Source organism: Paenisporosarcina sp. (genome assembly GCF_057785155.1).
Window position 1 is genome coordinate 32120 of the sequence record NZ_JBYNRN010000050.1, and the last position, 18343, is coordinate 50462.

An 18343-nucleotide genomic window follows, 5' to 3' on the forward strand; every position below is an offset into this window, starting at 1 on the left:
TCACAAGGAGGTGAGTCATATGGCAAACAACAATTCGAACGGTAGTCGTAACAAACTTGTGGTTCCAGGTGCTAAACAATCTTTGGATCAACTGAAATACGAAATTGCACAAGAATTTGGTGTTCAAGTAGGACCAGATGCTACAGCTCGTGCTAATGGATCTGTTGGTGGAGAAATCACTAAACGATTAGTACAACAAGCACAAAACCAATTACGTGGATAAAAATTCAACATACAATGAGCCGATGGCAACAAGCTATCGGTTCTTTTTAATATGCGTGAAATGTCGAACCTTATCCAGAGCGTTTATAAAAGGCATGAAAAAGGGTAAATAGTGTATACTTATGTCAATTATGAAGGTGGAAGTAGGGATGAATATGAAGTCTCCATATGCAGATGACAGTTTAGCGTTGCATACAGATTTATATCAAATTAACATGGCCGAGGCTTATTGGGCGGATGGCATACATAATCGAAAAGCTGTTTTTGAATTATTTTTCCGTAATTTACCTTTTGGCAATGGATACGCTGTGTTTGCGGGACTAGAGCGTGTACTGGATTACTTACGAGATTTCCGATTCTCAGAAAGTGATTTAGCATATTTAAAAAACGAACTAGGATATAAAGATGATTTTATCGATTTTTTAAAAGACATTCGATTCACTGGAGATGTTTATTCAATGGTGGAAGGAGAATTGGTTTTTGCTAATGAACCAATCATTCGAGTAGAAGCTCCACTTATAGAGGCTCAATTAATTGAAACGGCGCTTTTAAACATAGTGAATTACCAAACATTAATAGCGACAAAAGCAAGTCGCATTAAACAAGTTGTCAAAACGGATACCGTTATGGAATTCGGAACGCGTCGTGCTCAAGAAATGGATGCTGCGATTTGGGGTTCACGTGCAACAATAATTGGCGGATTAGAAGCAACAAGTAATGTACGTGCTGGGAAAAAATTTGGTATTCCTGTAGCGGGAACGCATGCGCATTCACTTGTTCAAGCATATAAGAGTGAGTATGAAGCATTCCATTCTTATGCGAAGCGTCACAAAGACTGTGTGTTTTTAGTGGATACATATAACACATTGAAAATTGGTGTACCAACGGCAATTCAAGTGGCGAAAGAACTTGGTGACAAAATCAATTTTGTGGGCATTCGATTGGATAGTGGGGATATTGCCTTCCTTTCAAAAGAAGCTCGAAGAATGTTAGATGAAGCAGGGTATACAGACGCTAAAATAGTCGTATCGAATGATTTAGATGAATATACAATATTGAACTTAAAAGCTCAGGGTGCAAAAGTGGATATGTGGGGAATTGGTACAAAACTGATTACTGCCTATGACCAACCTGCCCTTGGAGCTGTTTATAAAATCGTTTCAATTGAAAGCGACGAAGGAGTAATGGAAGACACGATTAAGATCTCTTCCACAACTGAAAAAGTAACAACACCTGGTCGCAAGAAGTTGTATCGAATTATTGATCGTGAGAACGGGAAGGCAGAAGGCGACTACATCACGATGTATGACGAAGACCCGGCTTCTGAAGAGCGTCTTAAAATGTTCCACCCGGTTCATACATTTGTTTCTAAATTCGTAACCAACTTTGAAGCGATAGACCTTCATAAACTTGTCGTTGAAAAAGGACAAGTCGTATATGAAAATCCAACTTTAAATGAAATGCGCGATTATGCGATAGCTAATTTGGATTTGCTATGGGATGAATATAAACGTTCACTTAACCCGGAAGAGTACCCAGTCGATTTAAGTCAAAAATGTTGGGACAATAAAATGCGAAATATTCAAGAGGTCAAAGAAATCGTCGATAACATGAATTTCGCTTAAGGAGGAAAACCAATGTCAACTTTACAGCAGGAAATTATAGAAGAGTTGAAAGTAAAACCTGTCATCGATCCAAAAGAAGAAATTCGTCGCACGATTGATTTTTTAAAATCTTATATGAAAAAACATACTTTTTTAAAGTCCATGGTTCTTGGCATCTCAGGTGGACAAGATTCTACCTTAGGAGGAAAACTGGCTCAGATGGCTGTTGATGAACTGAATGAAGAATCAGGCAATGACACGTATTCATTTATTGCTGTTCGTTTACCATACGGTGTGCAGTTTGATGAAGATGATTGTCAAGATGCATTAAATTTTATTCAACCTACAAAAATCTACACAGTTAATATTAAAGACGCTGTCGACGCTAGTAAAAAAGCATTGGACTTATCAGGCATTACATTAACTGACTTTGCAAAAGGGAATGAAAAAGCGCGTGAACGTATGAAGGTTCAATACTCAATTGCGGCTATGCATAACGGTGTAGTACTGGGAACAGATCATGCAGCTGAAGCCATTACAGGTTTTTACACAAAATTTGGGGATGGCGCAGCAGACTTAGTTCCGCTTTTCCGTCTGAATAAAAGACAAGGCAAAGAACTCCTAAAGGTATTGGATTGTCCTGAACACTTATATATGAAAATACCAACTGCTGACTTAGAAGAAGATCGTCCTGCAGTGCCGGATGAAATTGCATTAGGTGTAACCTATGATCATATTGACGATTATTTAGAAGGAAAAGAAATTCCATCTGAACCTCGTGAAAAAATAGAAGGTTATTTCAACCGTACGAAACATAAACGACACTTACCAATCACAGTATTTGATGACTTTTGGAAATAAGGAACGTTTAAAGTACAATTCTAGTTTATATTAGGTAATAAAAAATAGTGCAAGACGGCGACTCCAGTGGGAATAGCATGAGCTGAAGGCCCCGCAGAAGCGAAGCGACGAGGAGACTGATGCCATGCCCACGGAACGCGTCCGTCTGTAACGGAATTCACAACATTAAAAAAGGGACTATCTCTCAGTCATTAAATGACTTTTGAGATAGCCCCTTTTCTAGGTCTTAAGAAGTTGTCTTATAGGAAAAATTTAGGTATGATTAATTTACATTGTGACAATTTTCTAATAAATGCAATAGTTCAGCAAGACAACTGGGGGAAAAATAGAGATGAACAATCAACAGAAATTACAGCTAATAGTAGATAATATCGAAAAAGTAATGATCGGTAAAAGAAATATTGCTGAGTTAAGTGTTGTGGCATTAGTAGCACAGGGCCATGTTCTTTTAGAGGACGTTCCTGGCGTAGGGAAAACGATGATGGTACGAGCACTAGCTAAATCAGTGGGTGCGCAATTCAAACGAATTCAATTCACACCTGACTTATTACCTTCCGATGTTATTGGTGTATCGATTTATAACCCGAAAGATATGCAATTTGAGTTCCGTCCCGGACCGATTATGGGGAATATCGTTCTAGCAGATGAAATTAACCGTACATCTCCGAAAACACAATCCGCTCTTTTAGAGGGAATGGAAGAGGCGTCGGTCACAATTGATGGTGAAACGATGATGATTCCAAAGCCTTTCTTTGTTATGGCTACTCAAAATCCGATTGAATATGAAGGGACGTATCCATTACCTGAAGCACAATTAGACCGATTTTTATTGAAATTAAGAATGGGTTATCCTTCTCACGCAGAGGAAATTGAAGTATTAAAACGTGCGGAAAGACAAGCGCCAATTGAGGATTTAACATCCGTTCTTTCATTAGAAGACTTGATTCGTTTACAACAAGAAGTGAAAGAAATTACAGTTGATGACACGATCAAAAACTATATTGTTGACTTAGCAAACCGTACGCGAAAAGATTCTTATGTCTATTTAGGTGTGAGTCCTCGTGGATCTCTTGCGTTAATGAAAGCATCTCAAGCCTATGCCATGTTACAAGGTAGAGATTATGTGACACCTGACGATGTGCAATATTTAGCACCATTTGTTTTTAGTCATCGTATGATTTTGCGTTCTGAAGCTAGATATGACGGCATCACTCCTGAAGAAATCACGGAACGAATTTTAGCCAAAACGAATGTACCGATTAAAAGGCTTGTGAAACAATGAAGTTTAAAAAAATAACGTGGGCAATCGGAGGACGATTACTATTTGTCCTTTGTATTGTTCTATTTGCTTTCGTTTTTGCTATGTTTCAAGGTGGATTTGTTAGTTGGTTTATTTTTTACACCTTGTTGCCATTTGCAGCGTATTCAATTGCATTTTTCTTTAGTCCCATTTCTAAAATAGAAGCGGAGCGATATATTCAAACGGCTCAAGTTAGAAACGGCGGGAAATTGATTGTCACGGTTAAGTTAACAAGACCTTCTCAATTTCCAATGCTTTATTTATTAATAAAAGAGAAGACTCAAAGTGAAGTTTTGGCCAAGCATGCAGGGAACGAATTGAAAACGATTAAACTAGTAGGATTTCAGAAAGTCATCGAGTGGACGTATGAAATTGAACATATGCCTCGTGGCGAACACGCTTTAGATGGGATTGAAATTGAAGTAAGTGACTTTTTTGGGTGGGTAAAGAAATCACATTTCACACCTATTAGACAAAGTATTATTGTTTATCCAAATGTTACGGACATGATTTATATGCCAATTGAAACAAGATACGATCAGGGTGCGGCTTCTTCTCCATTTACGATTGTCAAAGATACGACAATGGCAACAGGGATAAGAGATTACCAGCCAGGTGACCGCGTCTCTTGGATACATTGGAAGTCATTTGCCCGTACTCAAACACTTCGCACAAAGGAATTTGAGGATCGCCAGTCCCAAGATTTGTTTATCCTCATTGACCGCCAACCATCTGAAATGTTTGAAGAACAGATTGAACTCACGGCGTCTGTTTTACAGGCAGTTGTGCGACATCAAGCGAGTGCCGCCTTTTTATCTTTAGGTGCCAATCGGTTTTATTACCCAGCTATTCAAGGTGAAGAACATTTGCAGAAATCGATGTTTCATTTAGCAAAAGTTACGCCTGATCTCAAACAGCCAATTGAACAGATTTTACCAACGGACCCGGCGATGTCGACTGCGACTTCCGTTTTGTTCATTACAGGTAAATTAACTGCTAATTGGATTGATGCCATACCGAAGGCAGCGAAGAATTTACGTGTATGCACTTGCTTTGTGGTAGTGAAAAAAGGTGTAAAGCTTTCAAAACAAGATATAACTATGCATCAATTAGCAAGGTCTAGAGGAATGGTTGTTCACGTGTTGTCACAAGATCACTTTGCCAATGCGTTTACGGAGGTGGGGAGATCATGAAAGCAACATTAGAGAATAAATGGCTATCTCTTCTTTTCTATGTGTTAGTGTTTTTCCTATTCCGCGAGTGGTTATTACCAGTAATGGAACTTACGGAAACCAATTATTTAAACGTATTTTTAGTGTTTATTGGCATGTGTTTTCTATTGTCATTGTTTCATGTAAAAGGTTGGATTAGTGCACCTTTGAAGATTTTGTACATAGCGTGGGTACTCATTTATATTTACGCAGAAACAATGTTATTTAGTGCGCCAGCCATCCAATTTTTGATTATGGATTTCACGACAAATGTTCAAGCTTTAGTTACGCAAGACTGGAATTCAGTTACGGATTCCTTTAGGACGGTATTGTTCTTTGCTTTAATCTGGATGACGACCTATCTGATTCATCATTGGATTAGTATTCGGTTAAATATATTCTTATTTTTCTTTATGACGGTTGTTTTTATTGCCGCTTTGGATACATTTAGTCCTTACGCAGGTGATAAAGCCATTGTAAGAGTTATGATCATCGGGCTATTACTGTCCGGATTGCTAAAAATTGCTCAATTATTTAAGAAAAATGAAGTGGGTCTTCCACGATCGACTTATGGGACACTCATCGTTCCTCTCATTCTATTAATCTCTTTAAGTGGAGCTCTCGGTTATTTATTACCAAAAGCCGGTCCGGTATGGGAAGACCCTGTGCCATTCATTCAATCTTTTGCTGAAGGTGCTGGTGGAGGCCCTGGTGGAAATGGGGTCATTGGAAAAATAGGATACGACGAAGATGATTCGAGATTAGGTGGTGCATTTGCAGGAGACAACACAGTTGTTTTTGAAGCGGTTGTGCGCACACCTCAATACTGGAAAATCGAAACGAAAGATACGTATACATCAAGAGGTTGGGAACAGTCTATAGGGTCTGATCAACGAAGAAATTACACAGTTGGAGATCCGATTGAAACAGACTACCCACCTAATCGAGAAGAAGAAAGCCTTGAAGCATCTTTAGTGTTCGCCACGCCTTACCCTTTCATCATGCAACCTTATGGTACGGATGTGGTGACGGCTGATGGAGATACCACATTTACTCAAGATGTGAATACACAAAAAATCAATACGTTTCAACAAAATGAGGAAGTCGAGTTAACGAACTATAGTGTGACTTTTAGTGAACCTACGTATAGTCTCACTGCCCTGCGTGAAGTAACAACTGAATCCTTGGCAAATGTTCCCGCTGAATTCGATCAGTATTTACAATTACCTGAGAATTTGCCTGAACGAGTAGGTGAATTAGCGGCATCTATTACCGCAGATGAAACAAGATTATATGACAAGGTAAAAGAAATTGAACGGTATTTTGCGCAAAATAGTTTTATTTATGACCAGCGAAACGTTTCAGTTCCTGCTGCGGGTAAGGATTATGTAGATGAATTCCTTTTTGAAACGAAGCGAGGATACTGTGATAACTTCTCATCTTCAATGGTTGTGCTACTCCGCTCACTAGATATCCCGGCAAGATGGGTAAAAGGTTTTGCTGAAGGAGAAGAGATTGGCCGTCAAGATGGCAACCGAATCTTTGAAGTGACAAACAATAATGCCCATTCATGGGTGGAAGCTTATTTACCAGGAGTAGGTTGGATGCCTTTTGAACCGACGATTGGTTTTAGTGGAGCGGGCAATATTGATTTTGACGTTGAGTTTGACTCAACAGAAGCACCAGAACCAGTAACACCTGAGCAAGCTGACAAACCAGACGCTGCTCCTAAAGAAAAGAAAGAATCAATTTCAGAGCGATTTTCAGAAATTTTGAAAGATGCAGTGTCATGGATTTCAGACAATAAAGTCAAAATACTAATTTGGACTGCCGTTGGACTTGCTGTTATCGCGTTACTGTATCGTATTCGTAAAAGATGGATGCCAAAATTGTTGGTTCCATATTACCGATTACGGAAAGAAAACTGGAATTCGTTCGAGCAAAGTTACCACCATTTGTTAAAACAACTAGCTTTATATGGCATTGAACGAAGAGATGGCCAAACGTTGAAAACGTACGCTAAATATGTGGATTCTTTCTTTGGATCGAATGATATGAGAGATCTAACAAAAGCTTATGAAAAAGGATTTTATGGTGGGAATATTGATAAGCATGAATGGGCAAAACTAAGAGAAAGTTGGGAATATTTAATCAATCGCACTAGCGGTTGATTTTACACCAAACTACCTGTAAAATTGAAAAAAATTATACAGACCGGTTTGCCCTCATATATGTCCGAAGATATGGTTCGGATGTCTCTACCAAGTTGCCGAAAATGACTTGACTATGAAGGCGGATGCAATATGTCTATTTAAGACGTTTATTTGCATTCGCCTTTTTCAAGTAGAGAGCAAAAGAGCGCGTAGAAAGGTTTACTTTCGTACGCGCTTTTTCTATATAGGGGTTCGGATATCATAGTGAAGAGGTGGACGCATTGTCAGCAACTCCGTTATTAAAAGAACAAGAAAAAATAGTCGTACTCGATTTTGGAAGTCAATATAATCAATTAATCACTCGTCGTATTCGTGAGTTTGGTGTTTATAGCGAACTACATCCTCATACAATAACGGCAAAAGATCTAAAGGAAATGAATGCTACTGGCATTATCTTCTCTGGTGGACCCAATTCTGTATATGATGAAAATGCCTTTCATGTTGACCCTGCAATCTTAGATTTAAATATTCCGATCTTAGGTATTTGTTACGGAATGCAGCTAATGTCTCAACATTTCGGTGGGAAAGTAGAAAAAGCGTCACACCGTGAATATGGAAAAGCTGAAATTACCGTGTTAAAAGAGAATCTTTTATTCAAAGGATTACCTAACGAACAAGTGGTATGGATGAGTCATGGAGATCATGTAACGATTGCACCTGAAGGTTTTGATGTGATTGCAACTAGCCCATCTTGTTCAGTGGCTGCAATTGCAGATGAAGCTCGTCGTTTGTATGCAGTACAATTCCACCCAGAAGTTCGTCACTCGATTTATGGGATTGATTTGCTACGCCAATTCGTATTCGGTGTTTGTGAAGCAAAAGGCGACTGGTCAATGGAAAGCTTCATTGAATTAGAAATTGAAAAAATCCGTCAAGAAGTTGGCGATAAAAAAGTATTATGTGCCTTAAGTGGTGGAGTCGATTCATCTGTTGTTGCAGTCTTAATCCATAGAGCAATCGGAGATCAGCTAACATGTATGTTCGTCGATCATGGATTATTGCGTAAAGGTGAAGCAGAAAGCGTAATGAAGACTTTTGCTGACGGCTTTAACATGAACGTGATTAAAATTGATGCTCAAGAACGCTTTATGAATAAGCTGGCAGGTGTATCTGATCCTGAAACAAAACGTAAAATTATTGGAAATGAATTCATATATGTATTTGATGATGAAGCAGCCAAACTAGAAGGAATGGATTTCCTTGCGCAAGGTACGCTTTATACAGACATCATCGAAAGTGGAACAGCAACAGCACAAACAATTAAATCTCATCACAATGTTGGTGGTTTACCTGAAGACATGCAGTTCAAACTCATTGAACCATTAAACACATTGTTCAAAGATGAAGTCCGTGCACTTGGAACTGAGTTAGGAATGCCAGATGAAATCGTTTGGCGTCAACCATTCCCAGGACCAGGTTTAGGAATTCGTGTACTTGGCGCAATCACCGAAGAAAAACTTCAAATCGTTCGTGAATCGGATGCGATCTTACGTGATGAAGTAACAAAAGCCGGTTTAGAGCGCGACATCTGGCAATACTTCACGGTGCTACCCGATATTCGCAGCGTTGGCGTAATGGGCGATGCTCGTACTTACGATTACGCAATCGGTATCCGTGCCGTAACATCGATTGACGGAATGACATCCGACTGGGCACGTATCCCATGGGATGTATTAGAGAAAATCAGTGTTCGTATTGTAAATGAAGTACCAAATATCAACCGCGTACTTTATGACATTACGAGTAAGCCACCAGCTACTATTGAGTGGGAATAACGTATAAAATAAAAATGAAGTTTTTACGCTGATTTAATAGGGATTTACGAGTTATAGGAAGGTTAATTTTAGTTAAAATAAATTGGTTTCCCGCCAAACTCCCCGCCAAAAATAGGTGAGAGTGAAGATTTTACCCCTGTCAAAATTTGATGGGGGTAATTTTTTTTTGGATTCATTAAATAACAAGGCTCTGTTAAAGAAGAAAGTTGATTAATCGTTAATGTATGTTGAACATGGGTTTCCCTATTTAATAACACTGGATATTTATGGTAAACTAAATATAAGATTGTGAAAGTGTTCACTTAAACTAACGCAGAAGTTTAGTTGAATAAGCAATATTATAATTTCCTGAAAATAAGGGAGGAAAATCAATTATTTCGACAGTTCAATTCGAGGGGGGAAATAAATGAAATATTTGTTATCGGTAATAATTTTTATCTTTCTAGTGGGGTGCAGTTCATCTACATCTTGGGCGTACCAATTCCTAAAATACAATGACGTGCATTATATTGTTACGGAGGAAAAAGTTGAGAGTTATGACCTTGGGGAGAAATTAGGAGAAGTGAAATACTACCTTGAGGAAGAACAAAACAGCAAGGATTTATCTTCAAATATTTACCCTAAAGGAACAGAGTTTTATGAGATTAATGGGATAAGTTCGTTAGAGGCAATAGCAGTCAAAGATGTTGAAGGGGAAATAATTAAACTAGTGGCAGAGGGAGAGTGAGGTAAATAAATCTTGTTCTTATTCAACTAACGAGTGCTTTAGTTGAATATTCGCCTCCCGAAACAATCAATCTTTTTTAAAAAAGTGAATAGAATAAACAGGTAAAACCCCGTATTTTGATCAAACTTTGTTCAAAATACGAGGTTTGTTTATATCAAGAAATTGATGAATCTCGCTACAGCCCAACTGTCCATTCATACCAATATGGATCTGCTATTCCTGATGTTGGATTTTTTATTTCATTCATTAAGCACCATCCTTAATAGATATTATTAATTAATTATTTTCATTCCGATATACACAAAAGAATACTGGAGGTTAGCTATGGAATATAAAGGGCACAAACTAAAAAAGGGAAAATTTATAACTCCTTTTAATGAGATATTAACTGAAATTGGTAAAGAAGAACAATGGTATTTAGGGAGGCTACCCGAATATTTATGGATTGTTTTAATTTATAAATCTAATCTTAGAAAAAATTCCTTTCAATTAATTCGAAATATCTTACAGGAACTAAATAAACATTTACCTGAAGGCAATATGCACCCCAAGATTTCTAATATTTTGAAGCTCTCAGAAGAAAAACAGGATCTGTTTTATGAATATTTATTAACTAAAATCAGCAAGAATATTTTAAGCCCCTTATCAATCATCATTAGCTATTCCGTCAGTCGGCCTTTTGCAAAACATTTTTCAAGTAATGAACAGAGTGTTGAGCAGAAAGTAAAAACATTAGAAATGGTTCTGAAAGAATTCTCTAGTCAGCATTCTAATCAAACGACAGATATTAGATATCTAGTCTATTGCTATATGCAAATCCAAAACAGAATAATTATGCCTTTAGAACAACGAGAATTGATTAATCAATACCCATTGTTAAATCATGAGAATCCAATTATGACAATGATTAGACCTACTATTAGAACTGTGGAAATGATGACAACCACATTTGAAAAAAGTATAGATACAATATATCTAGAACTATTTTGGGAAAGGATGAGCGAATTGACAGAATGTGAACTTTTTCATATTGAATTTGAAGTAGAAGATTTATTAGATAAGAAAGTAGCTTTAGAAAACACACATAAAGAGCTGAAATATTTCACAGAACTTTTTCATACAGTATCACCATTAGATCATAAAATGTTAGTTTTATTAGGTATAGCAACTTATTCATATAAACGATTTTTGGAGTTAATAGAACATAACCTATATAACACTATTACGGGGCGAAGTATTATTAGGTCTTTAATAGAAAATTATATTATGATGAAATATTTGCTCTTAAGAGAACTAGATAATGATAATATTTGGGAAGAATATCAATATTATGGATTAGGCCAATTTAAACTTATAACTGAGAGATATGAAGATAGCGGTGATATTTATCCAAATAGTCATGTCGATTATAAATATATAGGTTTTTTAGTTGAAGAGTATAAGAGCAAAAATTTTGTTGATATGGATTTTAATTATTTTGGTCGTCATAACATAAAAACCAAAGCTGAAATGGTAGATGAATCTGATTTATATAAGCATTTGTACGACTATGACTCTATTTATGAGCATGGCTTATGGGGAGCTATTAGGGAGAGTAGTTTATTAAAGTGTGATACTGCTAGTCATCAATTTCATTGCGTGCCAGATATTGAAAATCAGCAAAATCTTAAAAGTGTGTGGCATGATTGCAAATTAATTATGCAAAAGACACTTGATGTTTTAAAAGAATTATATGGATTTCCTACAAATTTAGAGGTGAAATCTAAATGAAAAACACTAAATTTATGGAGGAATTGATAGATATACAAAACGAATATATGTCCTTATTAAAAAAAGGATTAGAGGAATGGGACGATAAATATTTTACTGAATTTATAACTGAAATTAATTTGTTTTGGAAAAGAAATGAACCAGCATTATTAAACATATACGAATACGAATTTCCCAATATAGACACAGTATTTCTCACGGCTGTTACTAAAGTAGATGTAGAATACATGCAACATTATGCTATGAAGATTACCGGTAGTATTTGCATAATAGATGATCCCTTAATCAGTTACTTGAATCTTTTAGATAAAGAACTCTCATATAAAATGAAGGGAAAATTTTCTACAGCTATTAAAAATAACATAAGAGACTCTTTAAAATTATTTGAAACTTGTTCATTTGATTTCTTTATATTACCTATTCGAACAATAATTCCTTTTGACTTAGTTTCAGCTGCTGCAGAACAATTTTTCGTTTCATTATTTGATGACATAGAAGATATCGAGGACTACTTTGCTAAGATTAAAAGTTTTGAAGATATCGATCAGCACTTAAAAGTCATTATAAAAGATTGGATATTATTCGGGTGGGACGATAAAGGCTATAAAGATAAAAATTTGAAAGATAGATTTACAAGCTTTATTAATTCAGAATATATGGGAAACAAAAACGCTCCTGCTAGTGAAATATTTTTCTTTTCACAAATAGGATATTTATCACAATCCATGAATATTTTATTTAGTATGTCTTCACTTGGATTTGTGCCTTATATACGAAGTGAAGTTCCTTTTAGATATCTTACAATTTTATACACTAGTCTTAAATCAAACATGAATTTAGATTTAGATGCCCAAATAGTTCGAACAACTATTAGTTACTTTTTTGAAAAGTTCTTTGATTTTCATAAGGTCAAGACAATTGCGTATGAGGATTATTTAAATATAGTATCTGGATTGAATTTATATAAACATGTTGAAGATGCCTTATTCTTAAAAGATAAAGACCTAGATGAGATAAGACTGAGCGACATTAATTTAGTGGTAGAGAAATTTTACGAGGAAGTATTTTTGAAAAAGATTCAATCGAAAACTATTTAATCATTATTTTAAATTTGAGCTTAACAATGAACAGGTTTATTCAAAAAAATTCTATATTAGATTAAAAGAAAACATTAATGAAGACTTGAAACCATTAATGTTTTCTTTTTAATCAAGTTAGAGGACTCGTTAATAACAAAATCCATCGTTATTGTTTGTTCTATTTTTCACTACTCTTCATAAGTTGGAGTAGTGAAAAAAAGGAGAGGTTTGGATGTACATTTGTAAACATGGGACTGATACTCCCCATTCTGCTGTGGAATGGGTCAAAGCAAATGTCGAGTTTATGGGGAATATCACTAGCATTGAAGTCTATCAACATGAAGAGGATATCCCAATAAAGTATAAGAACGTACCTGATGTTTATGTAATTAACGACAATAGAGAAGACAACCATAGAAGCTATTCTTTTATCCTTCGGGATGACGAAGCAGCGAGGGAAACATGGCTAGGGGGGTGCAGTTGCGGCTATCAAGGATCGGGACCTGGTGCAACAAATGAAATCCTTCAAATTGTAGGGATTAAAATGGACTATAATCTAATCTCAAAACAAAGAATTGTCAAGAGAAGTGATTTAATCCCACATCACGATTTAAACATCGTTGTCTTAAAACCAATAAATAGCATGCATAACCGAAAGGAAGAACGACTGGTAGTAAAGATGCAATTTGAAAAAGCCCATCAGAAATGGCAAGCTAAGAAGATGCTGGAAGTATTGGGGGATTTTCAGCCACTAAAAGATGAAAGTACATCTATTTTAGAGGCGACTTATTTTACTGATCTTCCTTATTCAACAGAGCATGAATTTTATGAGTATGCTACAAATAACGGGTTATTGTTAAATAAACCATTTCATAGCTTAAGTAATGATACCTTAACCAGTATCATTGAAAACATAGGATATAAATTCAATGCAGGATTATACATCAGAGAACTATAAGCTCTTTTTCTTCTTCAACTAGCGGGGCAGGTTAGTTGAAGAACAACGAATTATGATATTAAAAATCAAAAGGAGATCGAAGAACCTGTATCCTCTAAAGGTAAAACTTACAGATGATTTGACAAAGTATCATGAAAAATTAGTGATTGGTACAGAAGGGAATGCGATTGGAATCTTTGGTCCTTTCAGTAGAGGCAACGATATGTTCATCACGGTTGACTTTAAATTCAAACAGTTGGATGTCAATTGGAGTGGGTTGGAGATCATTGATGAAAAATACTTAGCAGAAAAAGCAGAAGGAAAACGGAAGTTGAACAAAGGTTTGAAAAAGGCAAAAGACATTGTTCTCACTGTTGGTCCAGCTGGTGGTTTCCAAAATTTAAAGTTCAATTACAAAGATGAAAAAGGTGCAGAAGTTAGATTTGAGACATGGACTAAGAATGAAGGTTTGGAAGTCTTGCAATCACTTGAGGAATTGGGCAAAAAAATCAAGAAAGACATCAATGAAACAGATGTACAGAAACAAAGAAGGCTAGAACGTGAAGCAAAGAAGAAAACAACAGAAAAGAACAAAGCATCAAAGAAGAAGAAAGAAAATCCGAATCCTTGAGATATAAAATAGAAGCTATATAGATAGATATCTCAATTGAAAAAGTATTGAAATTTTGAAGTTGGATAAACCGAGAATTGATAGTTCAAAGAACTCGAGAAGGAGCGACTTCAGCTAAGGGTAGAGGTGTCAAAAAAGTAGACCAACCTTAGATATCATACTATGAATATTCCTTCTATATATAAATTAACTTTCGTTGAAGTTGCCAAGGTTGTGGTGGGTATTGTGTTGGTAAAGATTGACCTTGTGTTTAATGAAGAAAACAGTACAGTATTACTCGGAACTGAATATCAATAATCAAAACTACTATAAGACACTTGCTGAATTGCGAGTGTCTTTTTGTTTGTTTTTAATTAGTCAATAGAAAACCATAGATAGCAAGGGAGCATTGATCTTTCGTCATCATATGGTGGGGCATACAGAAACTGCCCCAGAGAAAAGGGAAATGAGGCATAGAATATAGGCACGCGTCACGAAATTACTTCCACCTTAAATATGTTTCCTCAAAACCTGTAACACGTTTTACCTAGTGAAATATTGGTTCCATTAAGTATTAGAAATGCATATTACATATTTCAGTAAAAATTTTAGGAGCATAAATATCAACAAAATCTTTGGTGTTTGGTATTTTTTGACACAAATGTTACTCTGGAGTATAAGAAGTCTGATGGCTTGAAAAATGGGAGATGATTAGTATTAGTAATGAGTTATTTGAAGATATAGAAATTTTAAAGAATATACTAGTTACCCATGCCACAGGTGGAAACGCTAATGCAGCAGAGTATATTGAACTTAGGAATAAACTACTTAACAATTCATTTATTAAGGACGATTTGCCACGTTTTGTGAAAACTTGTCGTTCATTAAATGAGTTCTGGTGTCATATTAAGGAAAAGTCACCTAAGTATGAAGGAAGAAGAGCTTACTTACGGAATGAATTTGACTATGTATTAAACAAGATAGAGAATCATTATTCTTCTTCATCTCCTTTAGATGAGGTCGGTTTCAATTACGAATTTGTACAGCAAGCTTGGCAAAAGGCAATTGAAAGACGTACAAATGATCCAGAGGGTGCGATTACTATGGCAAGAACACTCCTAGAATCCTCCTGTAAGCACATTATGGATGAAGCTAACTATGAATATGACGATAAAGCAGAACTTCCTCAATTATACAAAGGGGTTCAAAAGGTACTTAACTTAGCTCCTAGTGAACATACTGAACAAGTTTTCAAAGAAATTTTAAGTGGATGTGTGTCGGTAGTGAAAGGGTTAGGAGCTGTAAGAAATAAATTGAGTGATGCACATGGAAAGGGTCAAAATGGTTTTGCTCCATCTGCTCGACATGCTCAATTAGCTGTAAACCTATCGGGAACAATGTCTTCTTTTCTGGTATCTTCATGGGAAGAATAGAAGAATCGAGAAGGTAGTTAAATTAACGGAAAAAGTAAAGAGTATTATAGGAGGGATAAAATGAAGAGAGTTGTGTTAACAGGTAATGGGTTATCAGTGGCTTTAAACACTGATTTTAGTTTGAAGTCTTGCGCAAGCAAGGTTGATGTTTGCGTCGAAAGCGAAGCGGCAGACGCACTTTTTAGTGGTAATTAATGTGTTTTCCGAACTTTATTCGTAAAATTTTAATAATTGTTCGGAAAAGGGATTGAAATACTTAAAATAAGATGTTATATTACTATTGAAATTAAATACTGTCGTCGTATAAAGTCGGGAATATGGCCCGAAAGTTTCTACCGAGTTACCGTAAATGACTCGACTACGATTTTTAGATAGATGAAGCAATTCATTTTTCTACTATCTTGATGATCAAACCATCAAGTAAATCGGAGGCATGCGACTTTTTTGTTGCATGCCTTTTTTTATTTGTATAAAGAAGAAAGCTAGATTTATTGCTTAAACTTCTTTATATAGAAGAAAACCGATTTATACGCGACAAAAAGTGGAGGAACAAAATGAAAAAGTATTTCCAATTCGATGAGCTAGGAACCAATTTTCGTCGAGAGATTATCGGTGGCTTAACAACATTCTTGTCTATGGCCTACATATTAATCGTTAACCCATTAACACTTTCGCTAGACTCGGTACCTGATTTACCAGACGCAATGCGCATGGACGCAGGTGCAGTTTTTGTCGCAACAGCATTAGCTGCTGCTGTTGGTTCGCTCTTTATGGGACTCATAGCCAGATATCCGATAGCTCTCGCTCCTGGTATGGGTTTAAATGCATTCTTTGCTTATACAGTGGTACTAACTTACGGTATACCGTGGCAAACAGCTTTAACAGGCGTATTATTCTCTGGACTTATTTTTATCATTCTTTCATTAACAGGTATACGTGAAACCATAATTAATGCAATTCCAGCTGAATTGAAATATGCGGTTGGAGCAGGTATCGGTTTATTCATTACGTTTATCGGATTACGCAACGCAGGAATTATTGTGAACAATGATGCAACATTAGTCGGTCTGGGTGATTTATCTGCTGGTAATACGTTGCTAGCAATCTTCGGTATTGTATTAACTGTCATATTTATGGTTCGAGGTATTAATGGTGGGATCTTCTATGGTCTACTTATCACCGCTATTGTCGGTATGATTTTCAAGTTAGTAGAAGTTCCTTCAGCAATCGTAGGAAAAGTTCCAGATGTTACACCAACTTTAGGTGCAGCATTTGACCCAATTCTTAATGATCCAGGTTCTTTATTTACACTTCCGTTCTTAATCGTAGTACTTACTTTCTTGTTTGTAGACTTCTTTGATACTGCTGGTACATTAGTGGCTGTAGCGAACCAAGCAGGATTAATGAAAGAAAATAAGCTGCCACGTGCAGGCAAAGCTTTATTGGCAGATTCTTTAGCAACTGTAACTGGAGCAATCTTTGGTACATCAACAACTACTTCATACATTGAGTCAAGTGCAGGAGTAGCTGCAGGTGCACGAACAGGATTCGCGGCGATCGTTACAGGTATATTGTTCTTGCTCGCTTTGTTCTTCTCACCAGTATTATCTGTTATGACGTCAGCTGTTACAGCACCGGCTTTAATTATAGTAGGTGTGTTGATGGTTTCATCTTTGAATAAAATCGAATGGAATCGATTTGAAATTGCCGTTCCAGCATTTTTAACGATTATTGCAATGCCATTAACGTATAGTATTGCAACAGGTATTGCGATGGGCTTCATTTTCTACCCGATTACCATGATCTTAAGTGGGAATAGAAAACAAGTACATCCAATCATGTATGGAATGTTTGTAATCTTCATCTTGTACTTCGTATTCGTAGAAGGACATTAATAGTAAGGAAGAACTTCACTTTTCATTAAGTGGAGTTCTTTTTTGTTTAATAAAAAATTATCGGGTGATGAAAGATAGAGAAGGATAGGATATTTGATTTTTGAAAGATACTAGTATCTGAACTTGAAATAGAATCTCAATGAAAATCTACCGCCAGCTTTATAAAGAAGGCTGTGCAATTGGTTACCAGCATTTTCATTTTTGTCATGAAATTGTTACTTGAATTAATCGAAATTTCTGTTAATATTATGAGTACAAAAACATTTCAATAATATGTTGACTTCCTCTATCGAGGCTGATATATTAATAAAGTTGCTGATTTGAAAGCGACGAAATGAATAACAAATACTTAAAAGTTTTTGTTGACACAAACAAAACGATTTGGTATGATATAAAAGTTGCTGTCGCGAGAGTGACCAACAAGTGAACCTTGAAAACTGAACAGCAAAACGTCAACGGAATATAGCGATGATCGCTTTGGCGATCGGAGCAAAAACGTTTTCTTCCGCCGACACCTGTCGGTATCGAAAACAAACTTGAACTTAAACGTTCATTATAAACGTCAAAATATTTGACGCCAGCAACAAAGTCGAGCTAATCGACTCACCTATTATGGAGAGTTTGATCCTGGCTCAGGACGAACGCTGGCGGCGTGCCTAATACATGCAAGTCGAGCGGAATGATGAAGAAGCTTGCTTCTTCTGAT

The 18343-nt window shown here is 36.3% G+C and carries 15 protein-coding genes, 1 rRNA gene and 2 riboswitches; all 16 genes read left to right on the forward strand.

Features of this window, described 5'->3' with window-relative positions; genetic code table 11:
- Positions 1-19 precede the first annotated feature (19 nt).
- Positions 20-223, forward strand: coding sequence for an alpha/beta-type small acid-soluble spore protein (locus tag AC3EA5_RS17775; protein ID WP_488609532.1), 204 nt, complete (start codon positions 20-22; stop codon positions 221-223).
- Between the two features lie 154 nt (positions 224-377).
- Positions 378-1847, forward strand: coding sequence for a nicotinate phosphoribosyltransferase (locus AC3EA5_RS17780; protein ID WP_488609547.1), 1470 nt, complete (start codon positions 378-380; stop codon positions 1845-1847).
- 12 nt (positions 1848-1859) lie between these two features.
- Positions 1860-2687, forward strand: coding sequence for an NAD(+) synthase (nadE, locus tag AC3EA5_RS17785; protein ID WP_488609533.1), 828 nt, complete (start codon positions 1860-1862; stop codon positions 2685-2687).
- A 331-nt stretch (positions 2688-3018) separates the two neighbouring features.
- Entirely contained in the window at positions 3019-3969 is a 951-nt protein-coding gene (locus AC3EA5_RS17790; protein WP_394191804.1) for an AAA family ATPase, read from the forward strand.
- Positions 3966-5180: a DUF58 domain-containing protein gene (locus AC3EA5_RS17795; RefSeq protein ID WP_488609534.1), complete on the forward strand. Its 1215-nt coding sequence runs from the start codon at positions 3966-3968 to the stop codon at positions 5178-5180. The genes AC3EA5_RS17790 and AC3EA5_RS17795 overlap by 4 nt, the downstream gene beginning before the upstream one ends.
- Complete coding sequence (locus AC3EA5_RS17800; protein ID WP_488609535.1) at positions 5177-7369, forward strand: DUF4129 domain-containing transglutaminase family protein; 2193 nt, start codon at positions 5177-5179, stop codon at positions 7367-7369. The genes AC3EA5_RS17795 and AC3EA5_RS17800 overlap by 4 nt, the downstream gene beginning before the upstream one ends.
- 34 nt (positions 7370-7403) lie before the next feature.
- Positions 7404-7505, forward strand: a riboswitch (purine riboswitch).
- 127 nt (positions 7506-7632) lie between these two features.
- Positions 7633-9186 (forward strand): glutamine-hydrolyzing GMP synthase, encoded by a 1554-nt coding sequence (guaA, locus tag AC3EA5_RS17805; protein ID WP_488609536.1) that lies wholly within the window; start codon positions 7633-7635, stop codon positions 9184-9186.
- Positions 9187-9592: 406 nt separating this feature from the next.
- Positions 9593-9913, forward strand: coding sequence for a hypothetical protein (locus AC3EA5_RS17810; protein WP_488609537.1), 321 nt, complete (start codon positions 9593-9595; stop codon positions 9911-9913).
- 324 nt (positions 9914-10237) lie between these two features.
- Positions 10238-11683: a DUF5677 domain-containing protein gene (locus tag AC3EA5_RS17815; RefSeq protein ID WP_488609538.1), complete on the forward strand. Its 1446-nt coding sequence runs from the start codon at positions 10238-10240 to the stop codon at positions 11681-11683.
- The gene (locus tag AC3EA5_RS17820; protein ID WP_488609539.1) at positions 11680-12780 is read left to right on the forward strand and encodes a hypothetical protein; all 1101 of its coding nucleotides are present in this window, start codon (positions 11680-11682) and stop codon (positions 12778-12780) included. The genes AC3EA5_RS17815 and AC3EA5_RS17820 overlap by 4 nt, the downstream gene beginning before the upstream one ends.
- A gap of 214 nt (positions 12781-12994) precedes the next feature.
- Positions 12995-13720 (forward strand): hypothetical protein, encoded by a 726-nt coding sequence (locus AC3EA5_RS17825; protein ID WP_488609540.1) that lies wholly within the window; start codon positions 12995-12997, stop codon positions 13718-13720.
- Between the two features lie 52 nt (positions 13721-13772).
- The gene (locus tag AC3EA5_RS17830; protein ID WP_488609541.1) at positions 13773-14330 is read left to right on the forward strand and encodes a hypothetical protein; all 558 of its coding nucleotides are present in this window, start codon (positions 13773-13775) and stop codon (positions 14328-14330) included.
- A gap of 686 nt (positions 14331-15016) precedes the next feature.
- Complete coding sequence (locus AC3EA5_RS17835) at positions 15017-15742, forward strand: abortive infection family protein (RefSeq protein ID WP_488609542.1); 726 nt, start codon at positions 15017-15019, stop codon at positions 15740-15742.
- A gap of 60 nt (positions 15743-15802) precedes the next feature.
- Positions 15803-15937, forward strand: a complete 135-nt coding sequence (locus tag AC3EA5_RS17840; RefSeq protein WP_488609543.1) for a hypothetical protein — start codon at positions 15803-15805, stop codon at positions 15935-15937.
- Positions 15938-16021: 84 nt separating this feature from the next.
- Positions 16022-16123, forward strand: a riboswitch (purine riboswitch).
- A 173-nt stretch (positions 16124-16296) separates the two neighbouring features.
- Positions 16297-17637, forward strand: coding sequence for an NCS2 family permease (locus AC3EA5_RS17845; protein ID WP_488609544.1), 1341 nt, complete (start codon positions 16297-16299; stop codon positions 17635-17637).
- A 609-nt stretch (positions 17638-18246) separates the two neighbouring features.
- Positions 18247-18343 (forward strand): 16S ribosomal RNA (locus AC3EA5_RS17850); the annotation flags it as partial.